This is a genomic window from Bacillus sp. FJAT-29937, from assembly GCF_001509555.1.
In the GTDB taxonomy this organism is placed as follows: domain Bacteria; phylum Bacillota; class Bacilli; order Bacillales; family Cytobacillaceae; genus Cytobacillus.
The window spans coordinates 62,474-85,500 of the sequence record NZ_LMAS01000005.1; the positions used below are offsets into that span (position 1 = coordinate 62,474).

At 37.0% G+C, this 23,027-nt stretch carries 21 protein-coding genes and 1 pseudogene; 16 read left to right on the forward strand and 6 right to left on the reverse strand.

Going from position 1 to position 23,027, the window contains the following annotated elements; translation table 11 throughout:
- Nucleotides 1-265: 265 nt before the first annotated feature.
- From AR328_RS12335 to AR328_RS12370, 8 genes are all read left to right on the forward strand, one after another.
- Nucleotides 266-1,297, forward strand: coding sequence for a DctP family TRAP transporter solute-binding subunit (locus tag AR328_RS12335; RefSeq protein ID WP_066295304.1), 1,032 nt, complete (start codon nt 266-268; stop codon nt 1,295-1,297).
- Nucleotides 1,298-1,370: 73 nt separating this feature from the next.
- Nucleotides 1,371-1,847, forward strand: coding sequence for a TRAP transporter small permease (locus AR328_RS12340; protein WP_066295305.1), 477 nt, complete (start codon nt 1,371-1,373; stop codon nt 1,845-1,847).
- On the forward strand, nt 1,844-3,124 hold the full coding sequence (locus AR328_RS12345; protein WP_066295306.1) for a TRAP transporter large permease: 1,281 nt from the start codon (nt 1,844-1,846) through the stop codon (nt 3,122-3,124). The genes AR328_RS12340 and AR328_RS12345 overlap by 4 nt, the downstream gene beginning before the upstream one ends.
- Nucleotides 3,125-3,136: 12 nt before the next feature.
- Entirely contained in the window at nt 3,137-3,475 is a 339-nt protein-coding gene (locus tag AR328_RS12350) for a cupin domain-containing protein (protein ID WP_066295307.1), read from the forward strand.
- A gap of 179 nt (nt 3,476-3,654) precedes the next feature.
- On the forward strand, nt 3,655-4,317 hold the full coding sequence (locus tag AR328_RS12355) for a GntR family transcriptional regulator (RefSeq protein WP_066295308.1): 663 nt from the start codon (nt 3,655-3,657) through the stop codon (nt 4,315-4,317).
- Nucleotides 4,318-4,320: 3 nt separating this feature from the next.
- Nucleotides 4,321-5,475, forward strand: coding sequence for an aminotransferase class I/II-fold pyridoxal phosphate-dependent enzyme (locus AR328_RS12360; protein WP_066295309.1), 1,155 nt, complete (start codon nt 4,321-4,323; stop codon nt 5,473-5,475).
- A 17-nt stretch (nt 5,476-5,492) separates the two neighbouring features.
- The gene (locus AR328_RS12365; RefSeq protein ID WP_066295310.1) at nt 5,493-7,121 is read left to right on the forward strand and encodes a M20/M25/M40 family metallo-hydrolase; all 1,629 of its coding nucleotides are present in this window, start codon (nt 5,493-5,495) and stop codon (nt 7,119-7,121) included.
- Between the two features lie 309 nt (nt 7,122-7,430).
- Nucleotides 7,431-8,138, forward strand: a complete 708-nt coding sequence (locus tag AR328_RS12370; RefSeq protein WP_066295311.1) for a DNA alkylation repair protein — start codon at nt 7,431-7,433, stop codon at nt 8,136-8,138.
- A 113-nt stretch (nt 8,139-8,251) separates the two neighbouring features.
- Here the strand turns inward: AR328_RS12370 and AR328_RS12375 are convergent, their stop codons facing one another.
- Both AR328_RS12375 and AR328_RS12380 read right to left on the reverse strand, forming a co-directional pair.
- Entirely contained in the window at nt 8,252-8,458 is a 207-nt protein-coding gene (locus AR328_RS12375; protein ID WP_066295312.1) for a hypothetical protein, read from the reverse strand.
- Nucleotides 8,459-8,964: 506 nt separating this feature from the next.
- Nucleotides 8,965-9,378 (reverse strand): MarR family winged helix-turn-helix transcriptional regulator, encoded by a 414-nt coding sequence (locus AR328_RS12380; protein ID WP_066295313.1) that lies wholly within the window; start codon nt 9,376-9,378, stop codon nt 8,965-8,967.
- A 320-nt stretch (nt 9,379-9,698) separates the two neighbouring features.
- Here AR328_RS12380 and AR328_RS12385 point away from each other — a divergent pair, with 320 nt between their 5' ends.
- The 3 genes from AR328_RS12385 to AR328_RS12395 all read left to right on the forward strand — a co-directional run bounded on the left by AR328_RS12385 (nt 9,699) and on the right by AR328_RS12395 (nt 12,243).
- On the forward strand, nt 9,699-10,448 hold the full coding sequence (locus AR328_RS12385) for an SDR family NAD(P)-dependent oxidoreductase (protein ID WP_066295314.1): 750 nt from the start codon (nt 9,699-9,701) through the stop codon (nt 10,446-10,448).
- A gap of 137 nt (nt 10,449-10,585) precedes the next feature.
- Entirely contained in the window at nt 10,586-11,380 is a 795-nt protein-coding gene (locus AR328_RS12390) for an SDR family NAD(P)-dependent oxidoreductase (protein WP_066295315.1), read from the forward strand.
- Nucleotides 11,381-11,508: 128 nt separating this feature from the next.
- Nucleotides 11,509-12,243, forward strand: coding sequence for a glucose 1-dehydrogenase (locus tag AR328_RS12395; protein WP_066295316.1), 735 nt, complete (start codon nt 11,509-11,511; stop codon nt 12,241-12,243).
- A 144-nt stretch (nt 12,244-12,387) separates the two neighbouring features.
- On the opposite strand, the gene AR328_RS12400 is transcribed toward AR328_RS12395, so the two are convergent.
- Nucleotides 12,388-13,317 carry a DsbA family protein gene (locus AR328_RS12400; protein ID WP_066295317.1) on the reverse strand — a complete coding sequence of 310 codons (930 nt, stop codon included), beginning with the start codon at nt 13,315-13,317 and terminating at the stop codon, nt 12,388-12,390.
- A 173-nt stretch (nt 13,318-13,490) separates the two neighbouring features.
- Between AR328_RS12400 and AR328_RS12405 the strand changes: the two genes are divergently transcribed.
- The 3 genes from AR328_RS12405 (at nt 13,491) to AR328_RS12415 (ending at nt 16,766) form a co-directional block, all read left to right on the forward strand.
- On the forward strand, nt 13,491-14,060 hold the full coding sequence (locus AR328_RS12405; RefSeq protein ID WP_066295318.1) for a TetR/AcrR family transcriptional regulator: 570 nt from the start codon (nt 13,491-13,493) through the stop codon (nt 14,058-14,060).
- Between the two features lie 82 nt (nt 14,061-14,142).
- A complete protein-coding gene (locus AR328_RS12410) occupies nt 14,143-15,360 on the forward strand; it encodes a MerR family transcriptional regulator (RefSeq protein ID WP_066295882.1) in 1,218 nt (405 codons plus the stop codon).
- Between the two features lie 116 nt (nt 15,361-15,476).
- On the forward strand, nt 15,477-16,766 hold the full coding sequence (locus tag AR328_RS12415; protein WP_066295319.1) for an MFS transporter: 1,290 nt from the start codon (nt 15,477-15,479) through the stop codon (nt 16,764-16,766).
- A 371-nt stretch (nt 16,767-17,137) separates the two neighbouring features.
- Here the strand turns inward: AR328_RS12415 and AR328_RS12420 are convergent, their stop codons facing one another.
- Nucleotides 17,138-17,965, reverse strand: a complete 828-nt coding sequence (locus AR328_RS12420; protein WP_066295320.1) for a TetR/AcrR family transcriptional regulator — start codon at nt 17,963-17,965, stop codon at nt 17,138-17,140.
- Nucleotides 17,966-18,064: 99 nt separating this feature from the next.
- Here AR328_RS12420 and AR328_RS12425 point away from each other — a divergent pair, with 99 nt between their 5' ends.
- The gene (locus AR328_RS12425) at nt 18,065-21,148 is read left to right on the forward strand and encodes an efflux RND transporter permease subunit (RefSeq protein ID WP_066295321.1); all 3,084 of its coding nucleotides are present in this window, start codon (nt 18,065-18,067) and stop codon (nt 21,146-21,148) included.
- 258 nt (nt 21,149-21,406) lie between these two features.
- Here the strand turns inward: AR328_RS12425 and AR328_RS12430 are convergent.
- Nucleotides 21,407-21,756 (reverse strand): annotated as a pseudogene (locus AR328_RS12430) (GIY-YIG nuclease family protein).
- Nucleotides 21,757-21,777: 21 nt separating this feature from the next.
- The gene (locus AR328_RS12435) at nt 21,778-22,533 is read right to left on the reverse strand and encodes a DUF2087 domain-containing protein (RefSeq protein WP_066295322.1); all 756 of its coding nucleotides are present in this window, start codon (nt 22,531-22,533) and stop codon (nt 21,778-21,780) included.
- Between the two features lie 266 nt (nt 22,534-22,799).
- Between AR328_RS12435 and AR328_RS12440 the strand changes: the two genes are divergently transcribed.
- Nucleotides 22,800-23,027 (forward strand): hypothetical protein, encoded by a 228-nt coding sequence (locus tag AR328_RS12440; protein WP_066295323.1) that lies wholly within the window; start codon nt 22,800-22,802, stop codon nt 23,025-23,027.

The following is a 23,027-nucleotide window of genomic DNA, read 5'->3' on the forward strand; positions in this document are numbered from 1 at the left end:
GATTTTGTTCTTGATTAATATAAAGAAAGATTGGAAAAGAAAATTAATTTTTAATTGACAAATAATTCTACCTAATGTATAAATTAGAATACAGTATACAGTATACGCAAGTGAGATGGGGGGTATCAAACTTAAAAAGTCATCATTCAGAAATAGAAACCGAGGTACATAGATTGTATATATTTGGAGAATGAAAGATTAACAGGGTAAATTGCAAGCGTTTTCTAATGGTTTTAAAAAAGGCTATAGATTGGGAGGAAAAGAAATGTTAAAAAAGTTCTCATATATGTTAATAGGTTCACTATTACTTATGATTGTACTTGCAGGATGTTCAAAAAATGATGTCTCTGGTGGTACCGCTACATCTAAAGGCAATGGAGAGACAGTAAAACTACAATTAGGACATGCATTGTCTGAAGGAACACCGGCAGCTGATATGATTGAAGATATGGCGAAGGCGGTAGCAGAAAAAACGGATGGCCGTGTGGAAATTGACGTGTTCCCTAATAGTCAACTAGGTTCAGAAAAGGAAATGTTAGAACAAGTTCAAATGGGAACCATGGAGTCTTCAGCAATCATGATTGGCACAATGCAGGCGCTTGATAAACGTATGGCGATTGAAGATCTGCCGTACATGTGGAAAGATATTGAACATGCGCGTAATGCTTATAAAGGTGAGTTCGGGGACCATTTAGCGGCAATAATGCATGAGCAAGGCATGAAAAAAATTGGTTACTTGGAGTGGGGTTTCAGACACGTCACAAATAACATAAAACCAATTGTCACACCTGAAGATATGAAAGGTTTAAAAATCCGTGTGGCAGAATCTAAGCTGCGTATCGATGCATTTGAACAAGTAGGCGCTTTACCAACGGTTATGGCGTTTAGTGAAGTATATGGCGCATTGCAGCAAGGGGCATTGGATGCGCAAGAAAATCCTTTAGCAAATATTGAAGCGCCGAAATTTGACGAGGTTCAAAAATATCTTTCATTAACGGGGCATTTTTATAATACGATTATGATGGTTGTAGCGAACGATGTATGGGACAAAATCTCTGCTGAAGATCAAGAAATTATTTTGGCGGAAGCAGATCGAATTTCTGAAAAGGTTAAGACTTTGAACGACGAGAAGGAAGCAGGATACATTGAAGAGCTGGCAAATAGAGGAATGACAATTAATAATGATGTAGACTTGGCGGCGTTCCGTGAAAAAATGTTACCTGTTTATGATAAATGGGAAAAAGAGGTTTTCGGAGAAGAGCTTATGAATATTTATCGAGAAGCTTCTGGCTGGTAAGGTATGAATCACTTAAATCTCCTTGTTTCACTAGAGACAAGGAGATTATTTTAAGAAATAAAGGAGGGGCCATATGTTAGACAGGGTAACAAATGTCATTACTAAAACGCTGTCGATGTTATGTGGATTAGCCATTGCAGGACTAACTTTGATCGTATTTCTACAAGTTTTTTCAAGGTTTATTAAATACTCTTTACCCGGAACTGAGGAACTCGCCAGACTTTTAGTTGTTTGGTTGACATTCCTGGGAACAAGTTTAGCCATTCATGAAAAAATGCATCTTGGAGTTAGGTATTTTGTCGGTTTAGCAAGTGAAAAATATCAAAAAATCATCGACTTCACAATACATGTTCTATTAATTATTTTCTTCGGTATTTTAATGACCTATGGATTTAAACTAACCATTGCGGCTATGGCGACATCTTCATCTACTTTACAGTTGCCTATGGGGGTCTTTTACGGAGTTATTCCATTGAGTTCTATTTTCTCAATCTACTATATTATTATGAATATGTTAAAACCTTCCGAGGAAGGAGTTGCTGAATTATGATTATAGGTATTTTACTATCATTTTTTATATTGCTTTTTCTTGGAATGCCAATTGCCTTTACAATTGGAAGTGTCTCAATCGGTGCATTATTTTTAAGTGATATTTCATTAGAAATTATCATTCAAAGAATGTTCGCAGGCGTCAATAACTTTTCTTATTTGGCACTTCCTCTGTTTATTTTGGCGGGAAATGTGATGGGGCATGGCGGACTAACGAAAAGGCTAATGGATTTAGCAGATGCAATCGTTGGAAGGCTTTCAGGCGGGCTAGGTATGACGGCAGTTGTAACATGCGCTTTCTTCGGCGCAGTATCCGGTTCAACCGTAGCGACGACTTACGCGGTAGGTTCTGTTGTTGTTCCTAAAATGAAGGAGCAAAAATATAGCAACTCTTTTATCGCAAGCGTTATCGGACCTGCCGGAGTATTAGGATTAATTATTCCGCCAAGTATTACAATGGTTATCCTAGGAATAACGGCTAATATTTCGATTGGCAAACTATTCATTGCAGGTTTCTTGCCGGGAATACTATTAACAATTGTATTCTGTATTTATGTTTCCTTTATGTCAAAGAAAAAAGGCTTTGGAGTCGTTGAACATAAGAATATAAGCGGTAAAGAGTTTTTAACGATTTGCCGTAGAGCGTTTTTACCATTAATGGCGCCAATATTTATTTTAGGCGGAATTTTTAGTGGGCTTGTAACAGCCACAGAAGCTGCTGTCATTGCAGTTATCTATGGATTTATATTGTCTGTATTTTATAAAGAGTTAACATTTAAAAAGGTTAAAGAAGTAATGGTTTCTTCTGCGGTAACTTCCGCTATTATTTTAATCATTATTTCAGTCGCTAATGTGTTTACTTACGTACTGACGACAAATAAAGTGCCAGCTATGATTTCTGGTTTCTTTTTGCAATTTGCAAGTACGCCATTGCAGTTTTTACTAATTGTATCGTTAATATTATTGATTCTTGGTACATTAACGGAAGTAACATCTTTAATCATTTTATTAAGTCCAATCTTCATGCCAATTGCCTTGCAATATGGAATTGACCCCATTCATTTTGGAATGGTACTCGTTATGAACTTTGCCTTAGCTAATATTACACCGCCAGTCGGACTGTCATTGATTGCAGGCTGTAGTATTACGGATAGAAAGATGGGGATTGAAGATACCATTCCATATGTTTTCCATGTCATTGGAATTGTCGCATTCGTTGTTTTATTAATAATATTTATCCCTGCTATTTCGACAACTATTCCAAATCTTTTCGATTAAAGGGAGTTTATGATGATTAGAAAAACGATAGAAAAATCAATGCTTGAAAACTGTCACGGCGGGGTTGGCAAAATTGAAATACACAAAAAGATTACGCAAGATGATCAAGTGGCGGGATTATCTCTTTTTGCCCAAGTCATTATTAAACCGCATTCCACAATAGGGTATCATCCGCATCCGGACGATGCGGAAGCTTATTATGTGCTGAGGGGGGAAGGAATTTTCCTCAACCACAAAGAAGAGAGAATCCCTGTAAAGGCTGGAGATTTATGTCTTATCAAAAAAGGACAAAGCCACGGTTTAGAAAATCCTACTGATAATGATTTAGAAATCATTGCAGTTGTATATTGATGGATAACGAATAAATCAAAAAACGGAGTTCTCCATCTTAATGAAGAGCTCCGTTTTTAAATAAGAAAACTTGACGAATTCCAAACATTTGAAAAAAACCGTTTACAAATAATTCAATATACTTTACTGTTGTATACAGTATACTGGGTTTGGGAATCGATAAATGGAGGACAATACACTTGGAGAAAGTAATCAAAAGAGAAACGTTAGCAGAACAGGCCTATTCTTTACTTAAAAAAGGAATCATCTCTGGAAAGCTTGCCCCGGAAACGGAGCTTACAGAAGAAAAGCTGGCCGCAGACTTAGGTGTAAGCCGAACACCATTACGTGAAGCAATCCGAAAGCTTGCGACCGAAGGATTGATTAATTTAAACAAAGGGAAACCAGCGACAGTTGCGACTTTCACGAAAGAGGATTCACTGGATTTTATGGAGTTACGCAGTGTGCTTGAAATTTACAATATCGAAAAAATTATCGATAACGATGATTTGATATTTATTAATGAATTAGAGGAAAACCTTCAAGAGCAGCTGAAGGCGATTTCGAATAATGATTTCCAAAAATTTATTGATTATGATCGCCAATTTCATTTAATTTTAGCTTCGAAAAATGATAACGGAAAAATTAAACAATTAATTCATCAAATGAATACTGGTGTCAATCGCGCATTCCTTGTTTTATCCAATACAGTTCATATGAGCGCTGTAGAGGCTTATGAAGAACATCAGCGGATTCTGGAAGCGATGAAAAATAAGGATTTACAGCAAGCAAAAAAAGAGATGGCACATCATATGAAAAAAGTGGAAGAAAGATTTTTAGTTTACTTTAAGGAGGATGAATAATAGATGGTACTATCGATTAATGAGCTTGCAAAGACATTGTCCGTACCAGGCATTCGTCAATTTTCAAATCAGCTTATTCATTTTCCAGATGCGGTAAACTTAACAATTGGACAACCGGATTTTCCAACACCAGAAGCAGTCAAGTCGGCTGGGATAGAAGCGGTCATGAACAATAAGACTGGTTATTCCCACAATGCGGGCCTGCTTGAATTAAGGCAGGCAGTTTCTTCTTACTTTCAAGATAAATATGGATTTTCATATAATCCAGAGACTGAAATTGTGATTACAAATGGCGCAAGTGAAGCGATCGACTCTGTATTTCGAACGATTTTAACACCTGGTGATGAAGTTATACTGCCAACACCGCTGTATCTTGGTTATGAACCCATCATTGAACTATGCGGCGGAAAAGTTGTCTATCTTGACACGACAGATACTGACTTTCGTCCATCGCCAGAAAGATTGGCGTCATTAATCACACCAAATACAAAAGCTGTTTTGTTCAATTTTCCATCGAACCCGACAGGCGTGACCATTGAAAAGGCATTAATGGATGACCTTGTCGCGGTTCTAGAGAAAAACAATGTATTTGTTTTATCTGATGAAATCTACAGTGAAAATACATTTTCAGGGCCCCATATTTCGTTCGCGCAATATGCTTCACTGAGAGATCGATTATTTCTATTGCATGGTCTTTCAAAATCGCATTCCATGACTGGATGGCGAATTGGTTATGCGTTAGGACCAGCGAATTATATGGAACATGTTTTAAAGGTGCATTTATACAACTCGGTATGCGCTTCCTTGCCAAGTCAGTATGCCGCAATCAAAGCGCTGAATGACTGTAGACAGACCCCAGTGGAAATGAATTATGAATATATTAGAAGACGTGATTTTGTTTATAGCCGCTTGGTGGAAATGGGACTTGATGTTGTAAAGCCGAATGGCGCGTTTTACATTTTCCCTTCCATTAAAAAATACGGTCTGAATTCTTATAGTTTTGCGACAAAGTTATTGAATGAAGCCGGAGTGGCGGCAGTTCCGGGCAGTGCTTTTTCAACATATGGGGAAGGTTACTTGCGAATCTCGTATGCTTATGCAATGCCTGTGTTGGAAAAAGGCATGGATCGGTTAGAAAGTTTTTTACAAACATTGTAAATGAGAGGGGAATATAAATGGGAAGAAAATGGGGAACTTCGGAACAACTTCGCGCATTATTATGTGATCTTGTTAGCTGGGATAGCCGGACACTAACAGAAGGCGAGTGCGCATTTGCCCCGAAGGTTACAGAAAAGTTGGGCGAATTGGATTACTTTAAAGAACACCCAGATCGGTTGGGGCTGCATGACGCAGGTTTAGGAAGACAAACAGTTACGGCTTTATACAAGCATCCGGATGCTACGGAAACAATCGTTTTGATCAGTCATTTTGACACTGTTTGGACAGAGGAATATGGCGTTTTGGAGCCGCTTGCATTTCGTCCAGAAGAATTAACAAAGAAATTAATGGAAGAAAAATATAAGAAAGACTTACCGGAAGATGCACGGATTGACCTTGAATCGGGGAAGTATTTGTTTGGCCGGGGCACGATGGATATGAAGATGGGTCTTGCTCTTCATATGCAGCTTATTGAAAAGGCAAGCATAGAAAAATGGCCGATTAACCTTGTGTTAACAACTGTTCCAGACGAGGAAGTCAACTCCGCGGGTATGCGCGCAGCAGTAATCGAGCTCGTTCGCTTGCGTGATGAATATGGATTAAAGTATAAACTATTTTTTAATAGTGAACCTTCATTTTCAAAGAATCCCACAGATATTGATGAGTACATCTATTCCGGAACGATTGGTAAAATTATGCCAGCCGCATTGTTCTACGGAAAAGAAACACATGTCGGCGAGCCGCTAAAAGGTATGACGGCGAATTACATCGCTTCATTTTTAACACAGCGCATGGAATGGAATGAACAATTCCGTGAAACGGCTCTTGGCGAAAGTACACCGCTTCCGGTTTCCTTGCAGCAAAAAGATTTAAAATTACAATATTCAACACAAACACCTTACCGTGCCGTTGCCTTGTACAATGTGTTTTTAATGAAGCGAACTGCTGCTGAAGTGATGGATTTGTTTGAACAAGTTGCAAAAGAAGCAATGGATGCATGCAATGAAAGCTACCGACAAATTTGTGAGCGAGAGCAAGTGAATGGAGTAGGGCAAGTAAAAGTATTGCGTTATGAACAATTGCTAGCACACGCGATTGAAAAACTAGGTGCAGAGGACGTAGAACGGATTAAAAAAGAAGTGGTCAAAAATCCGCATTGGGACGATAGGGAAAAATCGCTTCGAATCGTTGATAGCTTAATGATTCAATGTCAAGAACTGACTCCTGCAATAGTCCTTTTGTATGCACCGCCATATTATCCGGCCATAAACTCGTCGAACAATCAGCTTGTCCAAGATTCGATTGAGCTTATGAAAAAAATGGCGAAGACGTTTGATAATACCGTGAAACAAGTACATTACTTTAACGGTATTTGCGACCTGAGCTACGTCAACTACGAAGATGATTCAAACGGTTGGGCGGCATTTGAAAGCAATACACCGGTTTGGGGAGATACATACAGCATTCCATTCAAGGAAATGAGCGAATTGCGTGCACCTGTCCTAAATGTCGGTCCGTTTGGAAAAGACCCGCATCAGCGAACAGAGCGACTTCACATCGACAGTGCATTTATTGAAATGCCTGTAATGATTGAAGAACTGATTAAAAGCATGATGGTGAATGAAATCAAAGTGACTATGGAATAAGGAAAACAGAGAACCTTGAGGGTTCTCTGTTTTTTAGTGGGAGGGAAGGGGGGTGAACAATTACTTTAACTATTTTTGTAGATTGCCGTGCTATTCAAGCGCTTCTTATTGAAAATGAAAGTTAAATAACAAGGGGTAACGGGTGCATCCTTCAAGAAGGAATAGCACGTTTTCTTTTTGAAGGAATGAAGCAGTATACTTGAATACGATTAATGGTAGAATTGAGAAGTATGGAAGACTCGAAAAAGATTATAAACTAGTTAATTACGATGGAATGAGTTTTAAGATAAAGAAAGGAAGTGTAGAGCTATGGATTTTGAAACGGTTATGCAGGAGCTTGAAGCCCTCGGCAAGGAACGAACGAAGAAAATATACATATCCAATGGTGCGCATGAGCCGCTTTTTGGCGTGGCTACAGGTGCTATGAAACCAATCTCTAAGAAAATAAAAATAAATCAACCTCTAGCTGAAGAGCTTTTTGCGACAGGTAACTACGATGCCATGTACTTTGCTGGCATTATTGCAGACCCAAAAGGCATGACCGAGTCAGATTATGATCGTTGGATTGATGCATCGTATTTTTATATGCTGTCCGATTATGTAGTGGCAGTCACTTTATCAGAATCAGATATTGCACAAGACGTTGCTGATAAATGGATCGCAAGTGGGGACGAGCTAAAAATGTCAGCGGGCTGGAGTTGCTACTGCTGGCTTTTAGGGAATCGAAAAGACGTTGAGTTTTCCGAAAGCAAGATTTCCAATATGCTTGATATGGTGAAAAATACGATACATGATTCGCCAGAACGAACGAAATCCGCAATGAATAATTTTCTATATACCGTGGGGATTTCCTATTTGCCGCTTCATGAAAAGGCAGTGAAGACAGCAAAGGACGTAGGGGTAGTAGAAGTCAAACGGGATAATAAAAAAAGCAGCTTCCTAAACGCATCCGAAAGTATTCAAAAAGAAGTTGATAAGGGCAGGCTTGGTTTCAAACGCAAATATGTAAGATGTTAACTTTGCATCAGGGTGTTGATCCAAGAAGGATTAACGCTCTTTTTTGTAGAAATCACTTAGCTATAATACTTTTTATACAGGGAGGGAATTCTATGGAGGTTATTCAAACTCCATTAATCATTCTTTTCTCTACTCTCTTTTTGCAATTTCTTATTTATTTTGTATTGTTTAGAAACCCTATTAATGAAAAAGAAACCTATAATTAAGGCAAATAAGTTTAGTGAATCACCGAAATGAATAGATAGACTAAAGTTATTATTAATATTTATATCATTCTTGGTTTTGGCGGTGCCTTTAGAATACTCTTCCTGTTTATTCAAAATTTTATCCCCCCTATTTGTCTAAACTTCTTTCGTGAGTGGTGCTTTTTATACATTGATATAATATATGAGTGAATAAATATTTGTATGCAGACAAGTATTTGAAGAATACACTTAAAGTAAAGATAGCTTACTTTGAACAAGATGAGGTAATTATTTTTATCTAATTATCCACATTAAGATTTAACAGAGCCTTGAAAAATGGTCCTCCTAAAAAGGTCAATATCTTCACATCGAAGAATATTGACCTTATGGTATGATATATATTTATCTTTATATGAAAAACGATATTTGCCTAGATTATTAAATAAAAAGCATCATTTACTTATGGTACCGTTCACCGTGGTTATTTAAGAGGCAAATAATTATTTTGTTCAAAAATTCTCTAAACATAGTTCCTCAAGGAAACAGCATCTTCACCCAACTTCTCTATGACAAGATACACCATAGTTAGAATCCACCCTATCAATAAAAAAGAAGTTACTAAGCGCACTTCTTTTACATCACTATTTATTTAGTTTTCGGTAGATGTGCAACATTTGTTGTCTTTCCTCATCCGTAAGCTTTTCAAATAGCTTCTTCCTTAATATTTGCCCTGATTCATTAGCCTCTTTTAGAATCATTTCTCCAGCATTCGTAATTTCCAAATAAATGATGCGGCGGTCAGTTTCATCAGTTGAGCGGGTAACTAACTGCCTCTTTACTAATTTTTCCATTAGGTGGGTAACTGTTGGTGGTGTTAAGCCGAGTGCCTTTGCTATATCAGAAGGGCGACTTTTTCCATTTACCCTTAAATGACCAAGGACTAAAACATGTGATACTCCCAAGTCCTTATTGAAACCCTTATTCCACCGGATAATAAGGTCATTTGTTACTTTATCCATATTATGTATGATTTCAAAAATCGTTTCCTCAGACACCAAATATTCCCCACTTTCGAAAATAGAATCCCCGCAAATTAAAGCTGGGGATCACTTTTTCATATTATACCATTATTAGGCTGGAAATCTGCAAAAATGATAATATGCTTCATACCAGTGCTAGTGTGGAAAGCAACCTTTTTTTATTAATGTAACAAATTAATGCGTTTTTATTGCGTTTGTTGTCACAGTTTAGTAACATTTAGTTATTAATAGTTAGACATCTAAATATTTAATATATGAATAGTTTTAAATAAAGTAATAATTTTAGGTGACTAGATTATTTGGAAAAAAGCAAAACAAAAAAGGGGTGCATCAATATGAAATTAGAAGGAAAAGTAGCGATTATCACTGGGAGTGCTTCAGGAATTGGAAGGGGTATGGCTCTCGCCTTAGCGAAAGAAGGGGCACATGTTGTAATAGTTGATATCAACGAAGAAATGGGTCAAAAAACATTAGCAGAAATTAATCAATATAACGAAGGCATGCTGTTTATTAAAGATATTTCAATAAAAGAAAATGTAGAAGAAATTGTAAGGGATGTAGTAAATAAATTTGGTAAGTTAGATATTTTAATTAACAATGCACACGCTTCCAAACAAGCACTATTTGCAGAAACAACACAAGAGCTTTTTGATTTATCGTTTGGAACTGGTTTTTATCCAACTTTCTACTTCATGCAAGCAGCTTATCCTGAACTAAAGAAAACAAAAGGAAAAGTGATAAACTTTGCTTCTGGTGCAGGACTTAACGGTCAACCAACTCAAACCTCCTATGCGGCAGCAAAAGAAGCAATCAGAGCAATATCACGTGTTGCATCCAATGAGTGGGGCCCTGAAGGAATTAATGTAAATATTATCTCCCCAATCGCACTAACCTCTGGTGTCGAACAGTGGAGCAAAAGTGCACCTGAATTATATGAAGCAATGATAAATAATATTCCACTTAGAAGGATGGGGGATCCTGAAGGGGATATTGGAAGAGTGGCAGTTTTCTTATCAAGTAGCGACTCTGATTATATTACTGGACAAACTATCATGGTTGATGGTGGTTCCACGAAACTACGATAATAACGAATTAACCTATTTGTTTTACAAATTGTAAGTTAAATGAATAGGTGGGGTTTTTTAAAAAAAGTCCCACCTATAATAGACTTGTTTTAATTAATTAATAGTTCCAAAGCAATGACAAAAAGGGGTAATTGTGTATGGATAGAGTAATAGGGAAGGTCGCGTTAGTAACAGGGGGCGCTTCGGGTATTGGACTTTCATCGGCACAACTTTTAGCGAAAGAAGGGGCAAAAGTAGTCGTAGCAGATTACAATTTCGATGGGGCGAAAAAAGCAGCAGAAGATATTCAGGCAAACGGCGGAGAAGCAGTAGGTATTTTCCTCGATGCAGGAAAGGAAGAATCTATTAAAGAAGCGGTTGAATTTACTGTTAAACATTATGGAAAAATAACAGTTTTATTTAATAATGTTGGTTCAACAAATCTAAAGAAAGACTTAGATGTTGTTAATATCGATCTTGAGGAATGGGATCGAGTGATGAATGTAAATTTAAAAAGTGTATTACTAGGAAGTAGATTTACGATTCCTTATATGATAGAAAATGGTGGAGGTTCCATTATCAATACAGCTTCCATGGCTGGTTTCGCAGGGGACTCAATACGTGCTGCGTATGGTGCTTCGAAAGCTGGAGTAGTAAATTTAACCAAGTATATTGCAACGCAATATGGAAAACAAAATATACGCTGTAATGCTGTTGCACCTGGTCTTATTTTAACACCTGCAGCAAAAAATAATATGTCTCAAAAATTATTAGATGTTTTTGGAAAATACAACCAGCTCCCTTATCATGGAGAGCCAGATGATATTGGTAACACGGTATTATTTTTAGCTTCGGATGAGTCGAAGTTCATAACAGGACAAACAATACAAGTTGAAGGCGGACATTATTTAAGTAACCCAACTATCCCAGATTTTAGAGAAATGATGAAGTAATGATGAATTGTCGGAAATATAATAGCAAACCAAGGTTGGAGATTAGCCTATTTGGCCATCGTGATCACAGCCATTGTAATAGCTGGTTTATGGAATTAAATAAAATTAAAATTAAGGGGGATTCTTCAATGAAAAGATTAGATGGAAAAGTTGCAATTGTTACAGGCGGAGCACAAGGAATGGGTTCTTCTCACGTTAAACTCTTCGTAGAAGAAGGCGCAAAGGTAGTTTTTACGGATATTAATGAAAAACTAGGATGTGCATTAGAAACTGAACTCGGAGAAAATGTTAAATTTGTTAAACAAGATGTAACAAATGAATCTGACTGGCAAAATGTTGTCGAAGAGACAGAAAAAGGATTTGGAGCTATTGATATTTTAGTAAACAATGCAGGGATTAGTATGAATAAATCACTAATGGAAATGACAGAAAGTGATTATCGAAAAATTGTAGATATTAATCAGGTTTCTGTATTTCTAGGGATGAAAGCCGTAGTTCCTTCGATGACAAAAGCAGGGAAGGGTTCAATCGTTAATATTTCTTCAATAAACGGATTAGTAGGCGGTGCAGTTGGTTACACTGATACAAAATTTGCAGTTCGTGGTATAACAAAAGCCGCTGCGTTGCAGTTAGGGCATTTAGGCATTCGAGTAAATTCTGTGCATCCAGGTGTTATTGAAACACCGATGGTAACTCAAGGAGATGCCGCAGAGGTAATTAAAGAGTTTTCAAAACATATTCCAGTAAGAAGAGTAGCAAAACCTGAAGAAGTATCGAACCTTGTTCTTTATTTAGCTTCTGATGAATCTAGCTATTCAACGGGTTCTGAGTTCGTAATCGACGGCGGATTAACTGCACAATAAGTGTCATCTATTTTAAAAAGGCAAATGAATTTGTGAGAACACTGCATGGGTTCATCGGGTTAGTGAAAAAACAAGGGAATTAGGATGTTTTTTAGGAAAGGAGCAGCAAATAAGCTACTCCTTTTCTCTTGGTTAATGTCCATGTTATTTTGTTGTAACATACAATTCCCCTAAAATTTCCTTCACCTGAAAACTTCCTGGCGAAAGTTCTTTTTCAATAAAAGTGTTAATCGCCGATTTCTCAACATCGTACATCACTTCAATTTCTTTTGAAAATAGAAGTTTTTCCTTCTCCAGTAAGCTAGACAGGGGCATATGTTGTTTTGGCTGCAGATCTTCCACATTTAGAGCACGTTTCAATCCGTCAACATAGTATTCAAACGGACGGCCGCCAACAATTTTTACGCCTTTATTTTCTTCATTGATCATAATAATGGTAGGAAAACCTCTGGCACCTAAGCTTCTAGTCAGAGCAAAATCTTCATTCAATAATTGGTGTCCGATTGGTTGTTCTGCTTCCTTTACAATGGCTTCTCCATTTAGACCAAGTTTATTTACGACTTCGATCATAACAGTTGTATCTGAAATATTTTGATTAAATACGAAAAGTGCTTCTCTTGCACGGCGTAAATATTCAAATGCTAAAGTATCACTATGATTTTTTTGAATCACTTTGAATACACGAGAGGGCGGGAATGATGATTGAACAGGATTATCAATCATTAAAGAGCCGTCAATAGGCATTCTTGAATATTCTCCAACCTCTCTCCAGTGACCAGCAACATCGGCTGGTTTATAAATTCCGTTTGCAGGATCGATTGGTCCGTCATGCCATTTTTCCAGCAAGCCGCCCATAACCGTATGAAAATTAAAATAGTCTCCATACTGCTCAACAAAACGGCGAAGAGTAGGTTCAATGGCCCAGCAATGAGAACAAATAGGATCAGTCACATAATAAAGATTAACTGATTTTTTTGGCTGATTAAAATCAATCATCTCCATTTCCTCCTCTCCTGCTGCTCCGCATACACCTGTTTCTAAATCACAAATCATATTTTGATTGTTGTTCGACATAACTATTTCCTCCGTTTCATTTAATATTTACATTGTTCGAAAATGAAGCTTCTTATTTGCTTTATAATTGCATTTTAGTACATAATGAAAACCATCCATACCAATAGTTCGTTGTATTTGTCGTTTATCCAACACATTGAATAAATTGTTTAAAAAGTAGGAGGGAAATGTAGATGACTCAACCAAAAACGGATCCCCGAATTCTACGTACACGTAAATTAATCATGGATTCCTTTATGGAACTTTCAGGTAAAAAGGAATTCAAGGACATTACCGTTAAGGATATTACAACAGAGGCCATGATCAATCGGGCCACTTTCTATTACCATTTTGAAGATATATATGATTTATTGGAAAAAGTACTGTCAGAAGTACTGTTGATAAATTTGAAAGGCAATATGTTCGAGAAAAACGAACTCAATGAAGAATCGGTTGTTAGTATTTTTATAGCGATCACGGATTTTCAAAAGTCTTTATCCAATCGATGTCATAGGGGATACGAAGATACCATTGCCCGTATCATTAGGGAGCAGCTTGAAATCATTTTTTACAAAATGCTGCAAAAACAATATTCAAGTGAAGATGAGCAGCCTTTAAAGATTACTTCTGCCATGTTAAGCTGGGGGCTTTACGGAGCATCTTTAGAATGGAGAAGAAGCGGTCAGGAGACGCCACCTGAAGAATTTATCAAATTAGCCATTCCTTTTATCAAGTCGGGGATTGATTTTGGGTCTAAGGCATAAATGAAGATAGTGCCTAAATTTCCAAGGTCTTTCTGAAATAAGAAAGTACTTATGAATAAATAATTTGACTGGCAGTGATATCGTGAGAATCGGCAAATTTGGAGAAAAAAATAAATTGAGTATTGATACAATTAGGCATTATATGGATCTAGGGTTAATCGTGCCTGAAAAAAAGGGTGGCCATTATTTTTTTGACGAGCGCTGTCAAAGCGATTTAGAGCTCATTTTGGAATTTAAAGGAATGGGATTTAGTTTAAACGAGATTAAAGTGATTTTTCTTTACGGGAATTTTGGCAAATTTACAGATTATGAAAAAGATACATATTATCAATCTTTATTTATAGATAAATATGAGAAGATTGAACAGGAAATAAAAAATTTAGTAGAAATTAAAGACAAGCTCAAGACAAAAATGGATGATCTATCAACCAAATCTGAAGGTTCAAGCTCAATGATGGGGATTGATTTAAAAGTTCTCGATATGCTGAAATGCTTAAAATGTAGTGAAAAGCTCATTCTTCAAGATGGTATCATTAATCGAAATCAGATTATGGAAGGGAAGCTAGCTTGCGATTGTGGCGAAGAATATCTTATTGAATCAGGAATTTTAAACGTAGGTATGGCGCTCAACTCGAATGCTGGACATCCACTTGAAGAATATATTCTAGAATACATTCATGAAACCGATCCAGCTTATTTGGAAAATATCTTTAAAGGGGGAGAATGGTCAAAGAGGAAACTTGAACAGTTAGATTTAAGCGGTAAAGTGTTACTTGAGTTAGGATCAGGCGTTGGTTTTTTTCTGCGAAATATTTATACAGAATTGCCGGAAGATTGTCTATATATTGCTGTTGATCGCAGCTTGGAGCGGCACCGTTTTTTAAAAAGTGTATTGGAGCGAACGAGTCTCAGAAGAAACATTCTCTTTATTTGCGCTGACTTTCTAGACATACCGATAAAGGAACACTCCATCGATGTGGTGATCGATAAAGCGGGTACCAGTAATTACAGCTTTGAACATGAGAAGTTTTTGCTGAGTGAATTGGTGCCACTTCTTAAACCCGATTGTTATCTATTGGGATCCTATATTGCTTTTAAAAATTTCAGCACAAAAAGCAAAATTGAAACTAGATTCAGAGACAATTTTATTGCTAGCAAAATTAAGGGAAATATTGAAAGTTTAATGTATATTCCCCTTGCTGAAAGTACTTCCGAATATATAGATAGAGGCGGGAGGTACGAAAATTTCTTTGTCCAAGGGGAAAAGATATTTTATTATTCATTTTTTGGTAAAAGGTAGGGTTAGCCCTATCTTTTTTATTTTCTCCTAATAAATTCATTGAATTTACCTATTGATGTTGGCTTTACACAACAGCTTAAACTTAATAAAAATGGTTTTGGCGAGGTGGATTGGATATGCAAACATTAAGTATTAGTGGTGAAAATGATCAGAAAGAAATAAGGAACATACTTCTCTATTCTACAGGAAAGACGATTTCGATATTTGGAACAGCCATTTTTAATTTTGCATTAGGATTATACGTATTAAAGCTGACGGGGTCGGCGTTAAGTTTTGCAGTTACATTAATATTAGGGATTATTCCGATGATTATTGTCAATCCATTTGCAGGAGTACTCGTGGATAAGTTCAATAAAAAGACGCTAGTTGGTTTAATGGATCTGCTAAACGGACTCTTGTTAGTTTCTGTTTATATATTATGCAGTAAATATGAATTAAACTTGCTCATCATTTATATCACAACCTTTCTTATGTCAGGATTCACAACCTTCTTTGGAATAGGAATAGAAGCAGCTAAGCCAAACCTCGTGTCTGAAAAAAGGTTGATGAATATCAACTCCATTAGTAAAATAATTGATTCGATCTCTTCTATACTAGGCCCTATGTTAGGGGGAATTGTGTTTGTAATATTTGATATCAGAACTTTTATTATCATTAATGGAGTTTCTTTTATCCTTTCTGGATTATCAATGTTGTTTATTGATTTCAAACTTATAAATCACCAATCACATGAAGGTCATTCAGGTGGTAAAATTCATTTTATTAGGGATATAAAGGATGGAATTTACTATTTATTCGAAAGAAAGGGAATTAAAGGTTTGGCTATTATATTAATTTCAATCAATTTCTTTCTTGGTTTTGCTGTGACCATACCATTACCATATATCATTAATACAGTACTACAGCTAAGCCCAAAGGAGTTTGGCATCATCCAAGGAGCCTTCCCAGTGGGAATGATCTTAGGGGCTTTATTGGTAAAAAAAATTACGGAAAGGATTTCTTATTCCGTTCTTTTGAAAAAATTATGTTTTTCCTTATCAATTTTTATGATCATCTCAGGAATCCCAGTCATGCTCAAAAGCCTACAAGTGAATTCCATTGTTTATGCCTGTTTTTACTCTGTTGTCATGTTCTTTTTTGGAGTGATCATAGCTCTTATTGATATTCCTCTGTCTTATGTTTTGCAAAAAGAAATCCCAGATGAGTATAGAGGAAGAGTGCTAAGCATTGTCCTTAGTATTGGAAAAATGATGCTTCCATTAGCAATGGTATCATCAGGAGTCTTATTAAATATTATTCCTTCCTATGTCATGCCTATTGCAGGTGGAGTAATATTCTTGCTATTTAATATGCGTTCTTCGAATTCGTTGAACATTGAACTTACTTCAAAAAGTATAAGTACTTAAGTTGTGTTGTTATTCAAATTCTAGGATAAGAAAGAATGAAGGGTTGCTGGATAAGTGTTTTCAGTAGCTCTTGCATTACTAGATTATCGGTTTGATGATGGTTAACAACCTACGGACTATGGTTCTGTTATTCATGTAAATAAGCAATATTTTAGTAGATTACGGACTATGGTTCCGTTCATGCCCTTAATTAGCCTCACTTTTGTACGTTTTAGAGCAATTAGCGGAACCTGTGTCCGAAATTAACATAAATTGACGTGTTTTTTTGATATAACGGATTCTCTGTCCGTTCATGATCGAAGATTGAGTTAATAGGCTGTTAGTTAATCGAAATTCGGTCTTTTACTATAACCGAAAAAGAGTCTATCACTCTAAAACTCAAAATAATTCCTCAGCAAATAAGAAATCCACTTACACTCCGGATGATTCCTAATATTTTCGAGAAGGCCTTTTACAATCGCTGGACTTAAAGTCGGGTCCAGAAGCTGTTGTTTTAAGAGTATTAATGACTCCTTTGCAATGGGCTCTTCGATATCCGCTAATTTCTCTTCCACCATGCCAATCAATTGTTCCTTTGTTATTTCTTCATTTATTGGCTGCTTAAGAATTTCAAACAGATCTTTCGATATAAATGGGATCGTTACTTGTTTTGCCAAAAGGTTTGTTTTTTCCACAAGCGATTGAGAAAGAAGATGCAAGTCTTGCGGTGAGCTGCTGAAAAGAAAAAGCTGTGAAAAAGTATGCATAAATCCTTTGATGCTAAAAATTAAATCATATTTTATCGGTTCGATTGATTTGCCGTATAAACGTTCAATGAGCATTAATATGGTTCTGTTAATTAGCGTGTCGTAATAACGCATTTTTAAAAAGAAGTCTTTATTAAACGAATGGGACTGCTCTTTCATGAGGATTTTAGCAAAAGCAAAATGCTCGTGGAAAGAGCGAAAGGTTGCATGATAAAACTCATATAAAAGATTATCATTTGTACTTCTGACTACATGGTCAATATCGGCTGTGAATCGCATCATAAAATGATCAATGATTGCTATGATTAATTCATCCTTTGATTTGAATGACAAATAGAAAGCACCTTTAGAGATGCCGCAATAATCTGTAATTTGTTGAACGGTTGTGGCATCGAATCCTTGAGTGGCAAAAAGCTCTAGTGCTTTCTCCATAATTAACTGTTTCTTCATCATTTCTTAACATCCACTCCTAGGACTTTCGTTGACAAATGACTTATCGGTCATTATTATAAGGAAATGAGACTGATTAGTCAATTAAGGGCAGGTGGAGATGTGAAAGGCTTAGTAAACTTTGTTTTGAAGAATAAACTAGCAGTTTGGCTGCTGACCATTATTATAACCGTTTCCGGAATTTATTCAGGAACACGTATGAAAATGGAGATGATTCCGGATATTTCCATTCCATTTCTAATGGTGATGGACGTATATCCTGGGGCAACTCCCGAGCAAGTAATGAACGATGTGTCGATCCCTCTAGAAAAAGCGGTTGAGGGCTTGGAACACGTGAAATCCGTTAATTCTAATTCGTATTCGAATGTAGCTAATATTCAAGTGGAATATGAATATGGCATTGATATGGATGAAGCGAAGCGGGCATTGGATTCTGCGATTGATGCAGTCAAATTGCCTGAAGGCGCCCAGAAGCCAACGATTACGGCAATTAGTATGAACATGATGCCTGTTGTAGCATTAAGTGTAAGCAGCACGAAAGAGGACATTGTTGAATTAACGTCAACTGTGGAGGAAGTTTTACTCCCAAAAATCGATAAAATCGATGGTGTTGCCTCTGCCACAATTACAGGGCAGCATATAGAAGAAGTTGACCTTACTTATGACAAGGCGAAAATGACTGAGCTCGGATTAACGGAAGATTCCGTCAAGCAAATGATTCAGGCAAGCAATCTTGGCGTTTCTTTAGGACTTTATGAATTTGAAGAAGGCGAGCAGGCAGTAGCAATAGACGGCAAGTTCACGACTGTTGACGAATTAAAGGAAATGCTCATTCCTGTCACGCCATCGGCTGCACAGCCTTTACCATTCGTAAAGCTTAGCGATATCGCAACCATTCAAGTAGTAGGAAAGGTTCAATCCGTTTCCCGCACAAATGGAAAAGATGCGATTGCTATTCAAATTGTCAAAAGCCAACAGGCTAACACAGTAGATGTTGTTAACAGTGTGAAGAAATTAATTGAAGATGAAAAGAAGAGAATTGATGGAATCGTTATCAATGTGACGCTTGACCAAGGAAAGCCAATTGAAGATTCTGTCGCTACAATGATTGAAAAAGCGTTATTTGGCGGTTTGATTGCGGTATTAATTATTCTCCTTTTCTTAAGAGATTTCAAATCGACCATTATTTCGATTATATCTATTCCGGTTTCGATTTTAATGGCTATGTTAATCTTAAATTGGATGGATATTACGTTAAATATTATGACGCTTGGGGCGATTACTGTTGCGATTGGCCGTGTAATCGATGACTCCATCGTTGTCGTTGAAAATATATATCGCCGCCTGCATTTAAAAGGTGAACAACTAACAGGGCGTGCACTCATTCGTGAATCAACCATTGAAATGTTCAGACCTATTATGTCTTCAACGATCGTAACCGTTGCAGTATTTGCGCCGCTTATTTTCGTTGGCGGGATGGTGGGCGAGCTGTTCATGCCATTTGCATTAACCATGTCATTTGCTCTCGCAGCCTCATTAATAGTTGCGATTACAATCGTTCCTTCACTATCTCATTCTTTATTCAAGAAGAAGTTATATAGTGAAAAGACGGAAAGCAGACATAAAGAAGCTGGCAGATTATCTAAATGGTACAAAGGATTCCTTGAAAAAACACTTAATCATAAGGTGATTACTTCCATTCTTGCCGTTGTTTTATTAGCAGGCAGTCTGGCGTTGACACCATTGATTGGCTTTAGTTTTATGGGCAGTGAAGAGGATAAGGTAATGTACTTAACATACACGCCTAAAGCTGGAGAGCTGCCTGAGGATACTTTAGAAAATATTAAGGTAGTAGAAGAAAAAATGCTTGAACATGATGATATTGATATCGTTCAAGTTTCCGTTACAGAAAGCGGCGACCGGCAAGCTGCCATGATGGGTGGCGGAGGAAATGGCGGGTTAATGTACTTAATCTTTGATCCGGAAATGAAAAACTTCCCTGAAGCACGCGAAGAAATAGAAAAGTATGTAAAGGACATTGGACAATCAGGCGAATGGAAGAGCCAGAACTTCTCTTCAATGTCCATGGCTTCAAATGAAGTGAGCTATACATTTTACAGTGAAGATTTAGATAAACTCAATAAATCTGTGAAAATAGTTGAAGATGCATTAAAGGAAAATAGAGGGTTAAAGGATGTTTCCTCTAGTACAGAGGATGCGTACGTTGAATACACCTTCAAAGTGGCACAGGATGAATTATTAACGTATGGATTAACAACAGGGCAAATTGTTATGATGTTAAGTCCAGAAAAAACGAAGAATGTGTTAACAACGATTGAAAAAGAAGGAAACGACCTAAATGTAATTGTTCAGCAGGAACAATCAGCACAGCCAAAATCAATTGATGATATTTTGGAAAAAGAAGTACCGACACCATTCGGTACGACCATGCCGCTTTCTGAACTGGTGACTGTTGAGAAAGGCACAACATTAAATACGCTTGCGCGCAGTAAGGGTGAATACCATGCGAGTGTGTCAGGTACCATCATCGGTGAAGATATTTCCAAAGCAACAGCGGGAGCTGATAAGACGATTGATAAATTAGATCTGCCTAAAGGAGTAACTGTTGACGTTGCAGGGGTTGCTGCAGATATGCAGGAAACATTTACACAGCTTGGTATAGCCATGCTTGCGGCGATTGCCATTGTGTACTTTGTTCTAGTCGTAACATTCGGTGAAGGACTTGCGCCTTTTGCGATTCTTTTCTCATTGCCATTTACAGTTATCGGCTCATTTGTGGGATTATTGATTGCAGGTGAAACCATTTCTGTATCCGTCATGATGGGGCTGTTAATGCTAATTGGTATTGTTGTAACGAACGCAATCGTACTCGTAGACCGAATCATTCGGATGGAGCGCACGGGGATGGTTATGCGTGATGCGGTGCTAGAGGCTGGTGCCACACGTCTGCGTCCGATTCTTATGACAGCCATCGCAACGATTGGTGCCATGGTGCCATTAGCATTCGGTGCAGGCGGAGGCGGCTTGATTTCGAAAGGCCTTGCCATAACGGTAATCGGCGGTTTAATCAGCTCCACGCTATTAACCTTAATTGTTGTTCCAATCGTATACGAAGTGTTATCTAAGATTTTTAGGAAAAACCGTAAGGAAATTGAAGAGAATTAATGGGGAGCACTGCAAGATGAGTGAGTCATCTTGTGGGGCTTTTTTTTTGTTGTTGGTTAGTTGAACATAGTGGACAGGTTTTCAGTATTTTGATGGAAGCTGTCCAATATAGCGAGTTTACTGGACAGGTTTTCTGTATTTTGATAGAACTTGTCCAATAAAGTGAGTTTACTGGACAGGTTCCCTGTATTTCATCAAAACCTGTCCAACAAGTTAATTTTTAACTAAAATTTTATTAACTTCACAAAAAATTCCATTTTATTTTTTAAAATTATATCCCCGTTCCCCATAGGGCTGAAGTTTATCTACCATTTTTCCTCAAGTTCAGCTAATGCCTCTTTTTCATTGAAATAAGGGGTGTTTTTCTTTTTAAGAACCTCCAATGTTTCAATAATAAATGCCTCTTTTCCAAGTTGGTTCCATTCTTCCTGAAGTGCTTTGTTCGTGTGGTTCCCTGATTCAAGCATGAATTTTTCCCCATTTAACGTTTTAAAATTTCTTGTACTACTGACAAGCATCTTTTGATTCTTGATGTTTTTAATTTGATAGACACCCGCTTCAATGGGGATTTCTTTATATTGCTGTTTTAATTCTTTTTTTCTGTCCATGTTTTTATCTCACTTTCATTATTATTTTTTTAGCCAATATTGACTTCCATCTGGCTTTCTGTCTAAAAATCCATATTCTATTAAATATCTTCTGATCATGACATGATCCTCATAAATAGCGTTCAACATTTGATTTAATTCCTTTTCATCATAAATTCGCTCGCCCTCGATCAGCGCTGCAATTTCCCTAAGGACAATTAGACGCTGCTTTTCCTTTGGCGGGAATTTCTTTAAGCTTCTATTTGGTTCTTCTGTAAAGTACTTCAAAATGACTTTTTCCCGTTCCTCTTTCGTGATGGCATATCGTTCATCCACCATTTTCGCAGTTTTATGAGGGGCAATAAAGGCTGGAGCATGCTGATCCTTGTCTTTTAACAGTTCCATCATTGTCAAAAATACCTTCGCTTGCCGCTCCTTTTCCTTTAATGCAAACCGGTGGTGCCTAATGGTTGAGGTGCTGCCAATGCCCATTTCTTGCTGAACCTCTTTATCGCTTTTTCCCTGATGAAAAAGTTGAAGGAGCTCATTCTGATGATCAGTGAGACCGGTAAGCTTCTTATCCATTCCGATTAAATAGTCAAATACAGATTGGTGGGTAAGCTTAATATGAACTCTCATGAATCTTTCCGCTTCGTAAAGCGTATCATCATGAGAATAAACTATTCCTTTTTCAATCTTTTCCCCGCAAAGCAAGCATGTAAAGAAATCCTTTTCTTCAATATATCCTCGTTTAAGCTCATCTAAAGAGGCATTCCAAAAGAAATCAGATAGTTCCATTTAAAAATCACATCCAGATAGTGGTTTTGTTAAACGATTTATAATATTGTTTGTCCCATAACAAACATAGTAATGTAAAGTTTAATTAACGTCAATGGAAATTAAACGGCCGCATTAAATTGTTGTTTGTTATAAGGTAAACAATAATGTGATTTGTTTACTTAGGATTTGGTCCAGTATGAAGTTGTATGTAAAACAGTTCCTTGTATTATCCAGTTTAGGATAAAATAGGGGTAGGGGACTTTTTGATGGAGATGTGAGGAGCTTTGCTTTTTTTAGTGCAGATGAGGAAATTGCAAAGCAGCCGCCAATATGGTGTGAAAGGAAGATATGTATTGTTCAATGGTATTATGTATGCCCTGATTGTCGCGCTTGTCCCGTTATTATTTATTGCTGCAGATGCAAGTGAATATGCATTGGTTGCATTTCTCATAGCTTCATTCTTCTTTAACATTTACTTGGTATATCAAATTAGTAAACTGAGGAAAAAATAA